This window comes from Pseudomonas arsenicoxydans (assembly GCF_006438915.1).
Classification (GTDB): domain Bacteria; phylum Pseudomonadota; class Gammaproteobacteria; order Pseudomonadales; family Pseudomonadaceae; genus Aquipseudomonas; species Aquipseudomonas arsenicoxydans_A.
Map to the genome: position 1 here is coordinate 25,832 of NZ_RCZE01000004.1, position 17,479 is coordinate 43,310.

General features: G+C 50.5%; 13 protein-coding genes. 1 reads left to right on the forward strand and 12 read right to left on the reverse strand.

The genetic code is table 11. From position 1 onward, the window contains the following. Nucleotides 1–77: 77 nt before the first annotated feature. Entirely contained in the window at nt 78–1,256 is a 1,179-nt protein-coding gene (locus EAH78_RS09100; RefSeq protein ID WP_140667259.1) for an acyltransferase family protein, read from the forward strand. Nucleotides 1,257–1,588: 332 nt separating this feature from the next. On the opposite strand, the gene EAH78_RS09105 is transcribed toward EAH78_RS09100, so the two are convergent. From EAH78_RS09105 to EAH78_RS09160, 12 genes are all read right to left on the reverse strand, one after another. Continuing rightward, on the reverse strand, nt 1,589–2,635 hold the full coding sequence (locus tag EAH78_RS09105) for an NAD-dependent epimerase/dehydratase family protein (RefSeq protein ID WP_240051866.1): 1,047 nt from the start codon (nt 2,633–2,635) through the stop codon (nt 1,589–1,591). A 190-nt stretch (nt 2,636–2,825) separates the two neighbouring features. Beyond that, nucleotides 2,826–7,802 (reverse strand): glycosyltransferase, encoded by a 4,977-nt coding sequence (locus EAH78_RS09110; protein WP_140667260.1) that lies wholly within the window; start codon nt 7,800–7,802, stop codon nt 2,826–2,828. A gap of 478 nt (nt 7,803–8,280) precedes the next feature. Further along, entirely contained in the window at nt 8,281–10,218 is a 1,938-nt protein-coding gene (locus EAH78_RS09115; protein WP_161599677.1) for a glycosyltransferase family 2 protein, read from the reverse strand. 137 nt (nt 10,219–10,355) lie between these two features. Continuing rightward, nucleotides 10,356–11,375, reverse strand: a complete 1,020-nt coding sequence (locus EAH78_RS09120) for an MraY family glycosyltransferase (RefSeq protein ID WP_140667262.1) — start codon at nt 11,373–11,375, stop codon at nt 10,356–10,358. Then, nucleotides 11,372–12,334 carry a UDP-glucose 4-epimerase family protein gene (locus EAH78_RS09125; RefSeq protein ID WP_140667263.1) on the reverse strand — a complete coding sequence of 321 codons (963 nt, stop codon included), beginning with the start codon at nt 12,332–12,334 and terminating at the stop codon, nt 11,372–11,374. The genes EAH78_RS09120 and EAH78_RS09125 overlap by 4 nt, the downstream gene beginning before the upstream one ends. After that, nucleotides 12,331–13,254 (reverse strand): glycosyltransferase, encoded by a 924-nt coding sequence (locus EAH78_RS09130; protein WP_140667264.1) that lies wholly within the window; start codon nt 13,252–13,254, stop codon nt 12,331–12,333. The genes EAH78_RS09125 and EAH78_RS09130 overlap by 4 nt, the downstream gene beginning before the upstream one ends. A gap of 55 nt (nt 13,255–13,309) precedes the next feature. Beyond that, nucleotides 13,310–14,200, reverse strand: a complete 891-nt coding sequence (rfbA, locus tag EAH78_RS09135) for a glucose-1-phosphate thymidylyltransferase RfbA (protein ID WP_140667265.1) — start codon at nt 14,198–14,200, stop codon at nt 13,310–13,312. Next, nucleotides 14,197–15,093 (reverse strand): dTDP-4-dehydrorhamnose reductase, encoded by an 897-nt coding sequence (rfbD, locus tag EAH78_RS09140; RefSeq protein ID WP_140667266.1) that lies wholly within the window; start codon nt 15,091–15,093, stop codon nt 14,197–14,199. Before rfbD ends, rfbA begins: the two co-directional genes overlap by 4 nt. Continuing rightward, nucleotides 15,090–16,166 carry a dTDP-glucose 4,6-dehydratase gene (gene rfbB / locus EAH78_RS09145; protein ID WP_140667267.1) on the reverse strand — a complete coding sequence of 359 codons (1,077 nt, stop codon included), beginning with the start codon at nt 16,164–16,166 and terminating at the stop codon, nt 15,090–15,092. Before rfbB ends, rfbD begins: the two co-directional genes overlap by 4 nt. A 228-nt stretch (nt 16,167–16,394) precedes the next feature. Next, nucleotides 16,395–16,634, reverse strand: a complete 240-nt coding sequence (locus tag EAH78_RS09150; protein WP_140667268.1) for a LapA family protein — start codon at nt 16,632–16,634, stop codon at nt 16,395–16,397. A gap of 11 nt (nt 16,635–16,645) precedes the next feature. Next, nucleotides 16,646–16,954 carry an integration host factor subunit beta gene (gene ihfB, locus EAH78_RS09155; RefSeq protein WP_140667269.1) on the reverse strand — a complete coding sequence of 103 codons (309 nt, stop codon included), beginning with the start codon at nt 16,952–16,954 and terminating at the stop codon, nt 16,646–16,648. 148 nt (nt 16,955–17,102) lie between these two features. Then, nucleotides 17,103–17,381, reverse strand: a complete 279-nt coding sequence (locus EAH78_RS09160) for a hypothetical protein (protein ID WP_140667270.1) — start codon at nt 17,379–17,381, stop codon at nt 17,103–17,105. Between the last annotated feature and the right edge of the window lie 98 nt (nt 17,382–17,479).

A 17,479-nucleotide genomic window follows, 5' to 3' on the forward strand; every position in this document is an offset into this window, starting at 1 on the left:
CCGAGCTAGCCAAAACCAATAAATATGCCTATTATCGCGCTTTTATAGATTTAAACGACAAATACTCAGGGCATGACATGTCAGCAAAATTGGAACACGGAAGCAATAGACTATTCCCTCTTGAAGCCTACAGGGGAATAGCTGCATTTATTGTCCTTGTACACCATTTTTTTTTAGGGTTTTCCCCATACACAACTGGATTATTAGTACGAAACCAAGACAGCTTGGTGGGGCAGCCATTTTTTGCTCTTTTTAACGGTACAGCGGCTGTCGGCTTTTTCTTTACCCTTTCCGGCTTCGTTTTGTGCTGGTCCTATTTCAATCACGAGAGCCCACAAAAACTTCTCCTGGCATTTCTTAAGAGATTCCCGAGACTCGCAGCCATTGTAACCATTAGCACTGTCGCAAGTTACTGCTTATTCAAGCTTAATTTTTATTACTTCCATGAGGCCTCCAAACTAAGTTTGAGCCCATGGCTTGCGACATTTGCTAACGGATGGAAACCAGAGTTTGAGCCGAGCTTTTGGGAGGCGCTATGGCAAGGAATGACAACTTTTTTTACAGGAGAAGTCAACTACAATACAAACCTTTGGACTATGAAATTCGAGTTTTTCGGCAGTTTGATTGTCTTTATGCTTGCCTGCTTTATTTCTGCAATACTCGAATACCGCTACCTTATTTATGCTTTTTTAGTTATTTCAATATCAGCACTATTTTATAATACCTTCATGCTCCCCTTTGTTGCCGGTACATTTCTTTCTGTTTATCTGGCCAAAAACAAACATGAAATCCCCCTCCATACTTCCATAGCGCTGATTATTTTCGGGCTATACATGCTCGGATATATGATCCCAGAAAAATCATATGCATGGGCTTCAGCCATCCCGGATATTATGAAAGTGCACACCCAAACCTTGCTCCACACACTGGGTTCCGCCTGCATAATATTCGCAACCATGAGCAATCAAAAGGTGTTTAAAACCCTCAACGGTAAGTTTTTAAGAGGCATTGGAAAAATCAGTTTTCCACTCTATCTTATCCATACACTTGTGATTTGCTCGTTATCAAGCTACGTATATGTCAAACTTGCAGCTTACGGAATGAGCAATACAAAAAGTTTAATTATCGTATTTATTGTCACCGCTACCACTTCAATAGCACTAGCAATACCACTCTCTCGTTTTGATGACTGGTGGGTTAAACAGGTTAATGCAATCACACGAAAACTCTTGAAAGACAAACAATTAGTCCAATGAACTCCACCCTGTAAGACGCGCTTATCGATCGCTGACAAATCAGTTACAGGCGCGTAAATAATCTTTCACGGACGGCAGGAAATATAGAAACAAAAACGCCGATTTTATTGATGATGTTCGCGGGTGCAAACATATCTAACAAATCGGCGCTCTTATACGTAATATTCTGGAAGGGTTTTCGTTCGTCACAACCCAGCCGGATGGTGACCATTTAGAGATCAGTTTGACGCCTCATCCCCCCGCCTTTGAAGCCTTAAAGATCGTAGCCGCCCCATAAGCTCACCTTCCAAGAAGCGGGCTTATGGAGTGTTTACATCAATAAATCAATGTTCTTATTCCGGATTTTCCAATAACCAAGCGGCAAAGCGCTCCAGCCCATGATCGAAACTCACGGCAGGACCCCACCCTAAAGACTGTTTGGCACGCTCTATATCCAGGATACTGACAGGCACGTCAAACCCACGACCCGACACGTAATGACGACTTACATCTCGCCCCGTGACCCGCTCGATAACATCAAGTACTTCATTGAGACTATGTCCGCGCCCTGAACCGATGTTGAACACGTGTTCTTCACCGGATCGCGCCAACGATGCCAACAGCGCTTGCACCACATCAGAGACGTGTATGTAGTCACGCACTACCGTGCCATCACCCCAAATCTCAACCGTCTCGCCACGCAGGGCTTTACCAAGAAATACGGCAACCGCGCCTTGGCTGGCATAGGTGCGCTGCCCCTCACCAAACGGGTTTGCAAGACGTAGGACAGTATAGTCAAGGCCGTGTAAGCGATGAAAAAGCGCCAGATACTTCTCAATCGCCAACTTGGCAATTCCATAGGAACAGGCCGGGTCAGTCGCATGGGTTTCTGGAATAGGTACTTGTGTAGGGTCTCCATACACCGTGCCACCAGAGGAGATAAAAATAATCTTCCTCAGGCCGGACTTCACCGCGAGGTTTAGCAGACGGATGGTCGCAACGACATTGCTCTCCACATCGAAGACGGGATCAGCATTTGAAGACTTGGGGAGTGTAGTAGACACCAGGTGATAGCAAACATCGCAACCTTCCAATGCCTTGGCGACTTCGGCCTCACTGGTGAAGTCTCCTTCGCAAAGCTCGAAATTAGGATGATTGAAGTGGGATTCACCCAACGGCACCACATTGGGACGATCGAAACAGCGCACAAAATGCCCCTGATCGAGCAATGCGTCTATCAAATGGGTGCCTATGAAACCACGCCCCCCCAACACCAGGGACCGTTTAACAGGATTAGGGGAAGTGTTCTCGGAATTATTCAACGTTGCCCTCCAGCGCTTGATATGGTTGAAACTGCTGCCTTGTGCAGCAGCAGACAAGGCGTGCGCGACCTGCCCCATCCTTGGCAACCATTGCAACGACCTACACTTTATTATTTACAGGAACACATTCTGACGGCTAATGATACGTCAAGAGAGGCGGCTTACCAAATTGCCGGAGACACCCGTCTCGCACTCAGTACAGGCTTGGCAATCAGCCAGACCTGCCCCTATGAGCCCTCCCTTTAACGCTAGCTGTCCTGCCGTCCTGCTACAGGTCTTGGACAGCTATGCCGGAGCCTTCGGCCTTCGCCGACTCTGCCCTGGTCTGCTGAATGTCACGCTCGAATAAACGAAGATATTGAGAGGCAACGGCGTCAATTCGATATCGACTGGAAACGTCTTTTACCAAGCCGACGGCTTCCTGGTATTTCCGTTCATCTGTCGCGAACGCTGCAATCACGCTGGCCGTGCTCTCGATTGGGACGACCCAATCTTCCAGCCCGATAATCTCCCCGGCAACGCCGCTCTCTATCGTCAACATGTTTTTGATGTCGCCTACGTCTGTGGCAATGTATGGCTTGCCGGCAAACAGACAATCGACAATGGTCAGAGGGAAACTCTCAGACCTGAAGGTCGACAACATGATGCCCATGTCCGCGGCAGCATAATGACCTACGGAGTTATCACTAAAGCCAGCCAGGTAAACAAAGTCCGGCGCACCTGCTTGACAGTACTCATCGTACACCAGGCCATTACCGACCAATATAATACGGATGTCCCGACCGGAAAGTGATCGCGCACGTTCTACCGCCTGGATAGCTTCGCCCCAGCCTTTATCGGGAATTGCCCGACTGACACAACACAATACAAAAGCATCTTCCGGTATGCCCATCTGCACGCGCGAGATTGGAACGATTTCCGGTGGCTGCAACCCGTTTGGAACCTTGACGAAACGGGGAGAAGACTTGTCGTACAGTGAGATGTCTGAGAAAGGAACAAGATTCTTCTCAGCGGTGTAGACCCATGTACTGACACCTTTGTCAGCAATGCGCAACTGTTCATCCGTCACTCCATTGCCATGTTCAATCATCCCGTGCAGAGCAGCCACGTGGGCGCCAAGCTCGGAAAAAACATCCGGGACATCGACCGGGTACTTCTGAACGTACCACTGGTGGCTATTAAGTGCTTCAATTCCGAAATCATGAATGATCTCTTTCACTGATTCGATATTCGACGTCTCGATCACCGGCACGTCGTTTCTCAGCATTTTTCGAACACCGTCTTCGCGTTTTGGTATCCCGGCGCTAAACAAGGAGACGGAAATACCTTGGCGCTTAAACTCGTTTGCCAGTCTAATCGGAAGAATTTCGGCTCCGCCCGGATAGAAGCCGATGGTCGAAACCATCACGTTCGGCAGTCGATCAGCCCTCGCACGAACAATCGAATCATGGTCGTACCAGCGTAAAAACTCTTCTGCGGAGCCCCCGACGTAGTGGTCATACAACTTCTTGCTGGCTTCCTCGCAAGCCTCAAGCACCGACATCGGAACATTGTAGAGGGACTGGACCGTCCTGTTCGCCACCCCGAGCTCGCGATAAAAGACCTCTCTGCGATAAGTGGAGTTGGCCGTACTTGCATAATGCCGACGGAAAAAGTTTGTACCCTCAGTGGAGTAAGCAATCTTTCCGCCGCGCAGGATGTGCAAATAGAAGACCCAATCACCCGCAACTTTCATTGATAGCCACGACGGATCATCCAACAGCGGCATATCAACGGGACGCTTGAAAATCACGCCACTGGCATTGGGTATTGTATTTTTAATACCCAACGCCGAGCGCACTTCGTTATGCGCCGTGCTGACATAGGAACCGGCCCATTTATTCGCACACTCCAGATCACTTACATAGTTAAGGAACTGGTCCGGCATAACGACTTCGTCCGTGGTTACGAACTCACATTTCGAGTACGCAAGCATGACCGCTTCGTCATCAAAACAACTAACTAGCGCCTCCAGGAAACGCTCATCACAGTAATCATCGCTTTCAGCGACCCATACCAGGTCGCCTGTGGCCGCCTTGATCCCCTTAGCCCACTGATGAAAAACGCCGCCAGAATTCGTCTCATTGAACAACAAGCGCGTTACATCGGGGTACTTTTCCGCATAATCAGTTAACACCGAACGGCTGTCATCAGTCGAACAGTCATCCATCAGGATGACTTCTATATTCTTGTAAGTCTGCCCATAAATACTATCCAGCCGACGAGCGAGATAGCTCTCGTGATTATAATTTGGAACAATTACCGAAATTTTCGGCATAACGACACTGGAGTCAATATCCAGCAGAGCGCGTGTTGTTTCGTTCAACCGACCAAAACCGGTGGTACTGTCTGGCTCAACGTAAAGTCCTTCCTGCCAATTGTTCCAGGCATTCACGAACAGTAGACGGCGATCCTCGGGGAGCGCCTTTCTCGCGCCCCTGATCGCCGCGTCAAGCCAACGCCCATAGTCACGAATGTGAAAGCGCGAATAAACCAGAGGAGAATATTGTTTAATCGCAGTTTCATCACGCCCTAATGAAATAGCGTGGAAAACCGGAGTAGCGCGAAGATGTGCCTTCTGTGCGCGCACGATTCCTTGCGAAGCAATAAGGTTATACGGAACAGTATCTATACCATTCTTGTTTTGCGGTGGAAATACGCCAGTTTCGCCCGGCACAGGATCTGCAGAAAGATCAAGCACTGCGTCACACAAACCATCCAGGTCCTGCGCCAACTCTTCCGAACCCGCAAAACCAAACTGAGCAATCAAGTACACGCCGTCACACAGTTCATTCAATCGCTCACGGAGCTTGCGAATTGAAGCAAGTATGTCTTCGTCATACTCATTGAGCTTAACCACGATGACGGGGCGCTCACCAACCTGAACACATCGCTTATCAGCTAGAACTGCAACAACAGGCGTAATCAAGTTGTTTGATAGACCGTCCTGATGCAAATCTATTTGAATGCAGAAATTAAAGTCGATTTCCGTATGGGCAAGAAAGGTATCCAGAGGCTGTGGCGACACTTGCGCAACCGAATCTGCACTCAGCTTGAAACAAAAGCCGAAAAAGCCATGACTCTTGGCACTGAGTGCCTGCTGGGTGAGCACACTCCCGTCCAACGAATCATACAACCCAAGCGTTTTATCAGGGCGTGATCGCTGCGGATTACCCTTGGAAGCGAATCTGGCGCTACGCAACGCCTCCCAGTCAGGCGACACATAGAACGCAAGTAACTTGATGTCGCTGTTCACTTCACCAAAACAGATGTCGTTTTCGTGATTAATGAGTGCGTCCGGTACCGCTATTCTATGCTCCGCCGAGCCAGTGACAATGTAATGCCAAAGCGGGTTGAGACCAATGTGTTGAATGTCTTTGTAAAGTGCGAGGTAGGCGCGCGTATCAAAGTCCATGGACGGATTTCTGCCTTCGCGCCAGCCCTGTTCACAGTAGTGCCTGAGCGGATCTACGGAGACCTGCTCTACATCGCTGTACATCGCAAGGTAGTACTTCTCGTCGAACAGTCCTGACTTTTTGACGGCTTCGATCTGAGCCTCAAGCACAGCATTGAGTACCGGTATCGGTGTATATTCTCCATACGGCTTGAAAACCGCATTACGCCCGACGGGACGACGCTTGACCGCCGTCGTCTCGGAACTGCGAGCTGGCAATCTGATTGGACGACCTTCGAGCTGGCCGCATTGAATATAGTGAAGCAGCGGATGTACCTGAGCCTCGGCAACATCAGGGTTGGCCAACAGATAATCCGAAGGACTGAAAGCGGCGCAAGGATTGCGATTTTCTATCCAACCCTTAAGCATGTAGTGCTTGAGTGGGTCAGTGCCTTTTGCACGAACTTCTGCATTACTGGCCAGGTAATAATCCGGATCAAACAACCCGCTTTCTTGAATCTCACGAAGCGTATTTTCGTTATAAAGCTCTCGACGACGCCTTAACGAGTCAACAAATTTACTCCATGTCAGCGTCCTGACGTTATGGACGGACTCTCGCATAAACCCCGTAACTATGCGCACAGGCAAGGTTAAACGCCAGGAATGCGAAAAGAGTAACGCATTGAGTTCCTGCTGCGTCTTGAGCAGATCAGCCTTGAGACTAATACTCTCTTTTTCGTGATCAACCAAAACGGCTTTGAGGTCGACTAACTGCCTGTTGAGCACACCCACCGATTGCTCAAAACTTGCAATATGTCGGTCCCGCTTAACCAAAGAACCCATAAGCTCTTTTAACTGCGATTCACGTTCAAACAGGGTCGGATTCAATGACGCAATTCGCTGATTCAAATCCTCGATCTGTTGAGTCAAGTCTTGGATTTGAAGGGTGCGCGCATCTATTTTTTGCCGACTTTCCCGAATCAGCCTGGCTGCGTCAAACGCGAGATCCAACTGCTCTACCGAAAACGCTTCTGTAGATTCTGGTATCTGCCGATCATACTCGAAGACATCAAAATCTTCGGCATATAACTCTTCAATCAAACTCGCACTTCGCTCCGTAATAAAAGCCGGAAGGAAGGGAATGACATTTTCACTTGGCGAAGGCTCTGCGAAAGGATCGGTGGCCTGCTCACCGAAGTGCTCCGATAATGCTTTATGGAGTCCAGAGGCGTTTTCAATTTTGACCAACAAGGAATAATTGATCAAATCCGGACGCAATAGCGTGGCTTGAGGCGCCCAAAAATCCTTCTCAGGTGAAGATCCGCGATTGCTTGCGAGATACTCCAGAAACGCCTCAAAAGCCGAAGCAACATCCGCTACGCTTTTTACTGGCTGCTGTAACAACTCAAACTTTGGATACAATGCGACCTGCTGTGGATCTTGCAACAGTATTTTCGACTGCCATGCAGAAAAGATACGCTTGTAAGGGTTTCGTACGGCGGCAAATCGAAAATATGTATCAGAGAGAAGGGATTCCAAAAGGTCGTCCATTTCGAGCCCGCTGACATGGGGCGCAACCTTGTGAAACTCGTGAACAATCTGATCAGAATTACTTCCCGCAGCCTCACCAACTGCACGCAAGGCCTGCGAAAAACCTTCCAGTGACGCAAACCACCACTTCAGGGAAGTACTCGCAACCTTGGGGGTACTAACGTATAAAATCTTGTACTTCTCGGAACGAAGGCTGTTCCACTTGAGATAGTCGAAGACTTTTTGTTTGTCCACTGATGACAAATCACTAATATTTAGCATATGCGTCAAAAAATCCTATGGGCATGCTGACTCTCAGCAACGCACTTCCAAACGAGTAAATTATCTGCACCAATACGAACACCCTGTAAGACGGCTACTACCATAGCCCTACATAAAAGGGTAACACTTGCAAATGACCACTCCCTGGTTCCAGCGACGACTTTACGTCGACGACGTTAGCCCCCTTTGGCCGAGCGAACCACAAACGCGGTCGCTGACCCGGAGCTAACAAGCGCGAAACCAACCAAAACTGATTTATAACATTTTTCGGTCTTAACATTCAAAATAGCTCAGAAATGCCGGGTTCCTCACCTATGGCTTAGCCGCAGCGCCCAACAAAAAAGGCTCAGGCCGCTACCGTCAAGAGCGAAAAACACCTCAAAACCATGCACGCACCCGGTGGTCTGAATCATTGACGGGAGGCACCTGACCTAGGCCGGCGCCCCTCACGAACCAGCCATATTTGCTTATTTAAAGGTCAGGTATAACTCTTACACATTTTCACTGCGTGATTCTTGGCAATATAATAAGCTTCATGCAACTGCATATGCCGCTCCACTCGTACAGAGGGGTCACCAGGCGTTCTAAACAAAGACGTTGTTTTTGGCACATAAGCAAACTTATTGCCATAACCATATCGCAACCAAAGGTTCCAGTCTTCGAGACTGCTCATATCGGTTTGAAATCCACCGCGTTGCAAGTAGAGATCCTTTTGAAAAAGGAGAGACTGGATCGCTATAAAGTTGTGATCCAACAGAACATCATAGTCATATTCTTGCTTGAGAATCGGAGGTACAGCATGACTAACCTCAAAATATTGCCCTTCCACGCCACTGGCAACAGTACCGACTTCCAGCGCCAATGAGTAGGCCGCTACCGCGTTAGAATCTTTCGCCAACGCACCAACGAGCACCTCGACATGATCCGCGAAAAGCAAATCATCATCATCGAGAAACATGCAGTATTTTCCGGCTGCCTTTTCCAAACCATAATTACCGGTCACCGAACGACCGACCTTATCGAGGGAGTAGTAACTAACATTCATTCCTTGCGGAAATTCAAAATCAGCCACAACCGAGCTCATCGTAGAACCGCCATCCTCAACGACTATCAACTCAATATTCGGGTACGTCTGATTACACACAGACATCATGGACTGCCTGAGAAACTCTCCTCGATTCTTGTAAGTTCGAGTAACCACAGTAACAAGAGGGTAATCGGCCAATGGCTCACCCACCTCCCAGAACGCCCCATCCCTGATCATTTCATAATCAAAGCCCCTGAAAGGGAAATAGCAGTTTTCACTCGGTCCCTTGCCCCGCATAAAATACCGAGCTTTCTTAAATATCACACCGAAGTTTCTGAACACATCGCGACGGGCGCCAGCATAGGGTTCTGGACGGAGCAAAAGCAGGCACTGCAAGATAAAGCCACCCACCCTATCGCTCAAATTGCCATAGCGTAGCCTGATATAAGCATTGGCCAGCGTGCTGCCGGTATACTGAATCGGTTTTACATGATGCTCATGTTCATAGGTGTAATGATAGACGACGGCGGACGGGCAATACTTGAGTTGGTATCCATAGGACCTGAAGCGATAGGAAAGCTCGACGTCTTCGCCATACATGAAGATCTCGCGCTCGTATCCACCGACTTCAATATAAGCCGACCTTCTTACTAGTACGCAAGCATGGGACGACCAGTTGGTTTCCAACGTTACCGGATCGTAATATTTAGGGTGCTCATAAGGTGCTTGCCTCAACTCCCAGGATGCCACCTCATCCTTGGCATCAGCCAACGCAGCGGCCACCACAGTGGTTATAGAGTCTTTGGCAAAAACGATATCCACATTACTAACAAGAAAATACTCAGAGCGCCCTTTATGGATTGCCTTTTCATGCCCGGCACCAAACCCGACATTGCCGCCTTCCAGAATGTCGAAACCAGCCACTTCCTGACCAAGCAACGCCTGCCAACGCTGCAATGCTTCGAGTGTGCTATCCGAAGATCCGTTATCAACAAAGAACATATTTAATTTGCTGAGCGGGTAACTTTGCGCCTTTAACGACTCAAAAAAACCATCAACCCACTTGCCACTATTGAACGTCACCACCGACACATCAATAACTGGTTGCGCCTGCGCGATCGACGAGTTCTGGAGCCGTGAGAAACGACGATTCAATATAGACTGTATAGCTTTGGTATTATTTCGCGAATTAATCACTAACATTATGTTTTCGCGCAAACGCTTGAAAAACAGATGTATACGAACACGAATCCACACGAGGAAAGGAAACTTTTGGTAAATGGGCCGAATTAACGCCTTAGACTTGCTCAAAAAAGAGCGCAGCCCTCGAGAAAAACGCGTTACGACTTGCCAGATTTTTGAAGCAACCATACCCAATAAACCACTCATTAAATCGAACTCCCTAACCAATGCAACTTCGCGACCTGCAAATATCACAACATCAGCGGCAAGTACATCCCTAGACACTCTACAAGAGAGGCGACCATTGCAAACCTGTGCTGATATGTGTTTATGACGCTTTTTAATTACACTACTTGCTCCGACTCTCCAGCTTTGTAGGTGCGTGCGACAATTATCAGCGGAGCATAAGCTACGACCATACCAAAAAACCCGGAAATCCACCCACATGCTACAGCGATCGATAACGGCATAAGCCATACAAAATTAATAGTGATCGATGCCAGCATTACTGTTTTATGGCTACGGTGCTTGCGAGAGGCGTATTGGTAACCATGACTGCGGTGGGCTTCATAAACTTTTTCACCTCGCAAAAGTCTGCGCATCAGGGTCCATGTTGCATCAACAATGAAAACGCCAAGCATGATCAACCAGCTCCAGAGCAACTCGGGCGACTTGGAGGCTGCCTCAATGGACATCCCTGCCAATACAACCCCCAAAAAACCGCTGCCTGCATCTCCCATGAAAATTTTCGCCGGCGGATAGTTCCAACAGAGAAAACCCGCGACCGCTGCCACCAGAGCCAGAGGCCCCCACGCCAGTTCGAGGTTTGCGCCAAACCAATAGACCAGCAACATTGCGAGGCAGACACTGATCGCTTCAGCACTGGCCAAGCCGTCAATTCCATCCATGAAGTTGTATAGATTCAGCATCCAAACCAAATACAGCACAAACAAAATATTCCCAATCCACCCTGGATCAAGGGTGACGCCAAAGATCGTGACGGCAGGAGAGCCTCCCAGCCAATATAACGCCCATACCGAGGCGGCAAAATGGCCTAATAGGCGCCACCTTGCAGCGATATGCCCATGATCATCGGCAAAACCAATAAGCGCGACCAGCAAGCCGCTCCCGAGCAAACCAACGAGCGTCGCCACGCTCATCAAATCAAGACCGCGTAGGATCAGAAGCGCCAACAGAAAGGAAATAACAATAGCTACACCTCCACCCCGAGGAGTAGGCACAGAGTGAGAACTGCGCTCGTTTGGTGTATCCATCAAGCTATTGGCCAAAGCATAACGACGCAAAACAAGCGTCAGCCCCCAGGAAACAACGAATACGGCAAGTAGCAGCCACAAAAAAGTCATTTCGTTTGCGCGTCCAGATAGTGACCTGCGGTTTGGCGCATGGCTTCATCCATGTTGATGGGCGGTGTCCACCCCAATAATTCACGATTTTTGCTGATGTCGACCTGCAATGACCCGCAGATCCGTTGAGCAACGGATTGCTTTCTCAATGCCGAAGCCGCCACTATCAGCAACCACTCTGGCAAGGGCAAGAGCCAGGCCTTCGTCCCGAGCGCATTGCCCAGGCGACGTAGCATTTCAGTTGTGGACAAGTCCTGGCCATCACTGACCAGAAAGGTTTGATTCGCTGCGGCAGGATGATCGATACAGGTGATTACAAGGTCCACCAGGTTTCCAATCGCCACAAGGCTACGCTGATTCCGGACCGCTCCCAACGGTAACGGAATACCTTTGTTGAGCCAGCGCAGCATACTCAGAAAATTGGCTTTAACCCCCGCCCCATAGATCAATGGCGGGCGAATAATCACCACTTCCATTCCGGTTTCACGAGCAAGTTGTCTCAGGCCTTGTTCAGCCTCGTGCTTGGACACGCCATAAGGATCCACCGGGGCCGGAGTATCGTCAGCCTTGAACGGCTTGCCTGGCAGGGTGCTTTCGCCATTGACCTTGATCGAACTGATAAAGATGAAGCGTTTGACCCCCGATGCAGCGGCGCGCTTTGCCAACCGAAGAGTGCCCTCCACATTGACCTTGCGAAATTCGGCCAAGGCATCAGAAGCGATTTCGTTCATCACGTGAACTCTGGCCGCCGCGTGGACGACCACACTTACATCCTTCAACTCAGGCAAGGCTTCAGGATCATTCAGATCAAAGGGTTCAACCGGGCATAAACCCTGTAACCGGGTGGGACTGCGAGCAGCTGCGATCGGAGCGAACTGTTTGTCCGCCAACATCCTGAAAACCAGCGCCTCACCCACGAAACCGCCTGCCCCCGTGACCAATACCTTTGGGGCTGTCATTGAGCTTTGTTTCCTATCAACGCGGTGAACCAACAGATAAAAAAGAAGAAAATCTTGTCCCGTACCCGGCGCCTGCATTGCCAGGCACTGAAGGACAGTTTCATCAGTTCCGTACGCCGTAATTGCAGCAAGACGCCTTCAAAGGGCTTCGCCCCCTGTCCCACCAGATCTGCAATCAGCTGAACTTGACCGAACCACCAGCCGTCATGAATGGTTTTGTAACGAGCGATCAACGGACTCAGGCCCGTGTTGGCACCGACCTGATTACGCTCGTGCTGCCGGTAATCCATGCTGGGTAACGGGTCGATATACCAACGGTAACCATGACTGCGCGCAAAGGCGTAGCAATACCAGTCATGCAAAGTTACGCCTTGCAGTTGCTGCCAGTTGGCAAGCATCGAGCCTTTCAAGGCTTCTACCAGGTTTTTTCTAAATACATACGTGCAGCCAGGCCCGGCTGCCTCGAACAAAAAATCCCAGGCGACCTGATGCTGCGCCTTGTCCAGCAGCAAGGTTCTGCCGTTTGGCCAGAACGCCGTCACGTTACTGGAGTAGGCATCTACTCTTCGTGCCTGCAGCGCCTGGGTTGCTCTGTGCAGCTTGTCGGGATACCAGATGTCGTCCTGGTCGGCAAAGGCGATGAAGTCATAGCCATCGAAGTCAACGTCCCGGATCAACCGAAAGAAGTTGCGCGATGCTCCGCCGAAGCGGTTGGCATCCGGAAGCACTACAACGGCTGGATGCTCAGCCGCATAAGCCTTACACCACGCCTCGGTGCCGTCAGTAGAGGGGTCGACGCTAATGTGCAGGGTAACGTCGACCGATAACTGGCCGAGAATCGAGACCAGTTGCTCCTCAATCCACCGCATTCCGTTGTACGCAGCCAGCAAAACTGCAACCTTGGGACGTTTTACTGGCATGCTATTCCTGCTTGCACGGATTAAAACACTAGGTTTGAAAGTAAATCCTCTCGACTCAGAGGGAATCCAAATCCAGCAGTTTTTGCAGGTACTGACCATAGCCAGTTTTCTTCAGTCTATCGGCCTGAGCGCCCAACTGTTCAGCGGTAATCCAACCGTTGGTGTAGGCGATCTCCTCCAGGCAGGCCACTTTCAAGCCTTGACGCTGCTCGATCGTGTGCACGAAGTGACTGGCCTCGAGCAACGAGTCGTGAGTCCCCGTGTCCAGCCAGGCAAAGCCGCGCCCGAGCATTTCTACATTGAGGGTGTTCTGCTCGAGGTAGACGCGGTTAACGTCGGTGATTTCCAACTCGCCACGCTCGGACGGCTTAATGCTCTTGGCAATCTTGACAACATCATTGTCGTAGAAGTAAAGGCCGGTCACTGCATAGTTGGATTTTGGCTTCAGCGGTTTCTCTTCAATGCTAAGAGCGCGACCGGTTTTATCGAACTCGACAACACCGAAGCGCTCCGGGTCGGAGACGTGGTAGCCAAATACAGTAGCGCCATGTTGTTGAGAGCTGGCGGAACGCAGGTTGTCCGAGAAATGCTGACCGTAAAAGATGTTGTCGCCCAGGATCAGGCAGCAAGGATCTTCCCCGATGAACTCTTCGCCAATGATGAAGGCTTGTGCCAGACCATCCGGACTAGGTTGTTCGGCATAGGTCAGCTTGATGCCGTAAAGGCTGCCGTCACCCAGCAATTTGCGAAAACATGGCAAGTCTTCAGGCGTAGAGATAATCAGGATTTCGCGCATGCCCGCAAGCATCAGCACCGACAGCGGATAGAAGATCATCGGCTTGTCGTAGATCGGCAGCATCTGCTTGGAAACACCGAGGGTCAACGGATGCAGACGAGTGCCCGAGCCGCCAGCGAGGATGATGCCTTTACGATTTGTCGTGGTCATTTGTTCAGAACTTCCCTAAGCATTCGAGTTACACCACTTTGCCAATCCGGCAAGTGTAGAGAAAAATTGTCGCGCAGCTTCTGAGTATTCAAGCGCGAATTCAGGGGGCGACGTGCGGGTGTTGGATAAGCGGTCGTTTCGATCGGGTTAATCGCCATTACGGCGAGCTTTTCATGATCGTTGGCTTTGGCGAATTCGATCACGTAGCTGGCATAGCCGTGCCAGGAAACTTCACCGTGGGCAGCCAAATGGTACAAACCCGATAGCTCGGGACGGTGCAAAATCTGCTGAATGGTCAACGCTGTTACGTCGGCAATCAGGTCTGCGCCCGTTGGAGCTCCAATCTGGTCGGCGATAACGCTTAAGGTTTCGCGATCCTTGGCCAAACGCAGCATGGTTTTGGCGAAGTTGTTGCCGCGAGCGCCATAGACCCAACTGGTGCGAAAGATCAAATGCTTGCAGCCAGAGGCTGTTATCGCCTGTTCGCCAGCCAGCTTGCTGGCGCCGTAGTGATTGACCGGGGCGACGGGATCGGTTTCTTGCCACGCCGCCGAACCCTGCCCACTGAACACATAGTCAGTCGAGTAATGAATCAACCAAGCGCCCAGGGATGCAGCCTCTTCAGCCATGACCCCACTTGCCTGACCGTTCACGCGGTCGGCCAACTCAGGCTCGGACTCAGCTTTATCGACGGCAGTGTAAGCCGCGGCATTGACGATAACGTCGGGCTTGACCTTGCGGATCGTCGCACGCAATGCATCGACGTCAGCCAAGTCGCCACACAAGCCATCAACCGCATGACGATCCAGGGCAATCAATTCGCCAAGCGGCGCAAGGGAGCGCTGCAGCTCCCAGCCCACCTGTCCGTTTTTCCCTAGCAGGAGGATCTTCATGCCTTGCTCGAGCGATCACTATAGTTCTGGTCAATCCATTGCTGATAGCTGCCGCTCTTCACGTGAGCAACCCACTCAGTATTAGTGAGGTACCACTCGACAGTCTTGCGGATGCCGGTTTCGAAAGTCTCTTCTGGCGTCCAACCTAGCTCGCGCTGGATTTTGCTGGCGTCGATGGCGTAACGCTGATCGTGACCAGGACGATCCTGAACGTATGTAATCAGGCTGGCATGTGGCCGATAGGCAGAATCCGGACGCAATTCGTCGAGCAGTGCACACAAGGTGTTTACGACTTCGATGTTTTGTTTTTCGTTATGGCCACCAATGTTGTACGTCTCGCCGATAACGCCTTCGGTCACGACTTTGTACAGTGCGCGCGCGTGGTCTTCGACGTACAGCCAGTCACGGACCTGATTACCCTTGCCGTAGACCGGCAGGGGCTTGCCTTCCAGCGCATTCAGAATGATCAGCGGGATTAACTTTTCAGGGAAGTGGCATGGGCCATAGTTGTTCGAGCAATTGGTGACCAGGGTCGGCAAGCCATAAGTACGGCTCCAGGCGCGAACCAGGTGATCGGAACTGGCCTTGCTCGCGGAGTACGGCGAGCTTGGCTGATAAGGCGTTGTTTCGGTGAAGAGGTCTTCCGGACCTTCAAGGTCTCCGTAAACTTCATCAGTCGAAATGTGGTGGAAGCGGAAGCTGGCTTTACGCGCATCATCCAGCGCTGCCCAGTAGTGGCGCGCAGCTTCGAGGAGGGTGTAGGTGCCAATAATGTTGGTCTGGATGAATTCGGACGGTCCGGAGATCGAGCGATCAACGTGGGACTCTGCGGCCAGGTGCATGATGGCATCCGGCTGGTGTTCACGCAGGACACGGTCGATTTGATCACGATCGCAAATATCGACACGTTCGAATGCATAGCGCGGGTTTGCGCTGACTTCGGCCAACGACTCGAGATTGCCGGCATAAGTCAGCTTATCGACGTTAACGACAGAGTCGGTGGTGTTGCCAATGATATGACGGATGACTGCTGAGCCAATGAACCCGGCGCCACCGGTTACTAGAATTTTCACGCGAAACCATACCCTTTGAGTAACTGACAGGGCCGGCAACCGAGCGCTGTCTAATCCATGAATGCAAAAGCCAGCATCAAGCCAAGGCTTCTGACAGAGTCAGCCTGAACCGATGTGGGAATGTGCCACTATCGGATAAGCCCAGCATTTTACAGCTTAATGAAGATTTTACTAATGGATATGGACAAGCTGTGAAGCAAATTCGACAGACCCCTTTTGTTTGCCTTATCAGACAAGGCGCTTGCGGGAGACTCTGGACGCACGTCCCAGAAGCCACGCAAATAACGGCCCGATCAGCATGCCAATCAGTAGCGTAAGAACTATTAACAATGACACCGGCAGTTGAGGACCAGCCCAGCCAAGGAACAACAATGAAACCGACTGTTGATTCTCGAGAACAAAGGCCAATACCGCCAGAACCAGCACCAGAACAAATACAACAAGGAGTACACGCTTGAAATTACGCATGCGTCAAACCTTTAGTTATGGAGGCCAAAACCTTCCTCCTCTTCCTCGTTAACCCGATCACGCAATTCCTTGCCCGGCTTGAAATGCGGCACGAATTTGCCATCCAGACTCACCGACTGGCCAGTCTTCGGATTACGGCCAACGCGTGGTGCGCGGTAGTGCAGGGAAAAGCTGCCAAAACCACGGATCTCAATCCGATCTCCAGTGGCCAGGCATTGGGACATTTGCTCAAGCATGGTCTTGATAGCCAGCTCCACATCCTTGGATGAGAGCAGCCCTTGATGGGTGACAATTCGTTCGATCAACTCCGACTTCGTCATATTTTTCCCTTCTTTTTCAAGCAGCTAGGAAAAGCGCTTCAAAGGTTTTAGCATGCTCGAAAGAATTTGAACAGCCCGAGTTTTCACATATATATTCAAGCCCCGGCGGATGCCATATAAAAACCCGACTCCCCGGTAGAACCCCCTGTCACCGACAGATAACCAACATGGTCCGCGTCAGGTAACCCGCCGGATTGAAGCCAAAAGGAAATTCGTCTTCATCCTTGACGTCATCCGACCTCGCCACGACCTTATACCCCGCAGCCTTACATTCCCTGTCCGCACGCTTGCGACACTTCTCCCACCCGGACCCCAGCCCGGAACAATCAATTTCTATACCACTGACCCCGCGCACGACATGGGTCTTGGCATTAGTGGTACAACCCGCCAATGTCAGTAATGCTATTGCGACAATGAGCTTGTTCATTCACTTCCTTATGCCGGGTGCCTTGCCCGACTGTCGTTCACTTCAGGCTAAAGGTTAGCTGCAAACAAACGATTGATCCGATTAAAGAAAGAGACAGC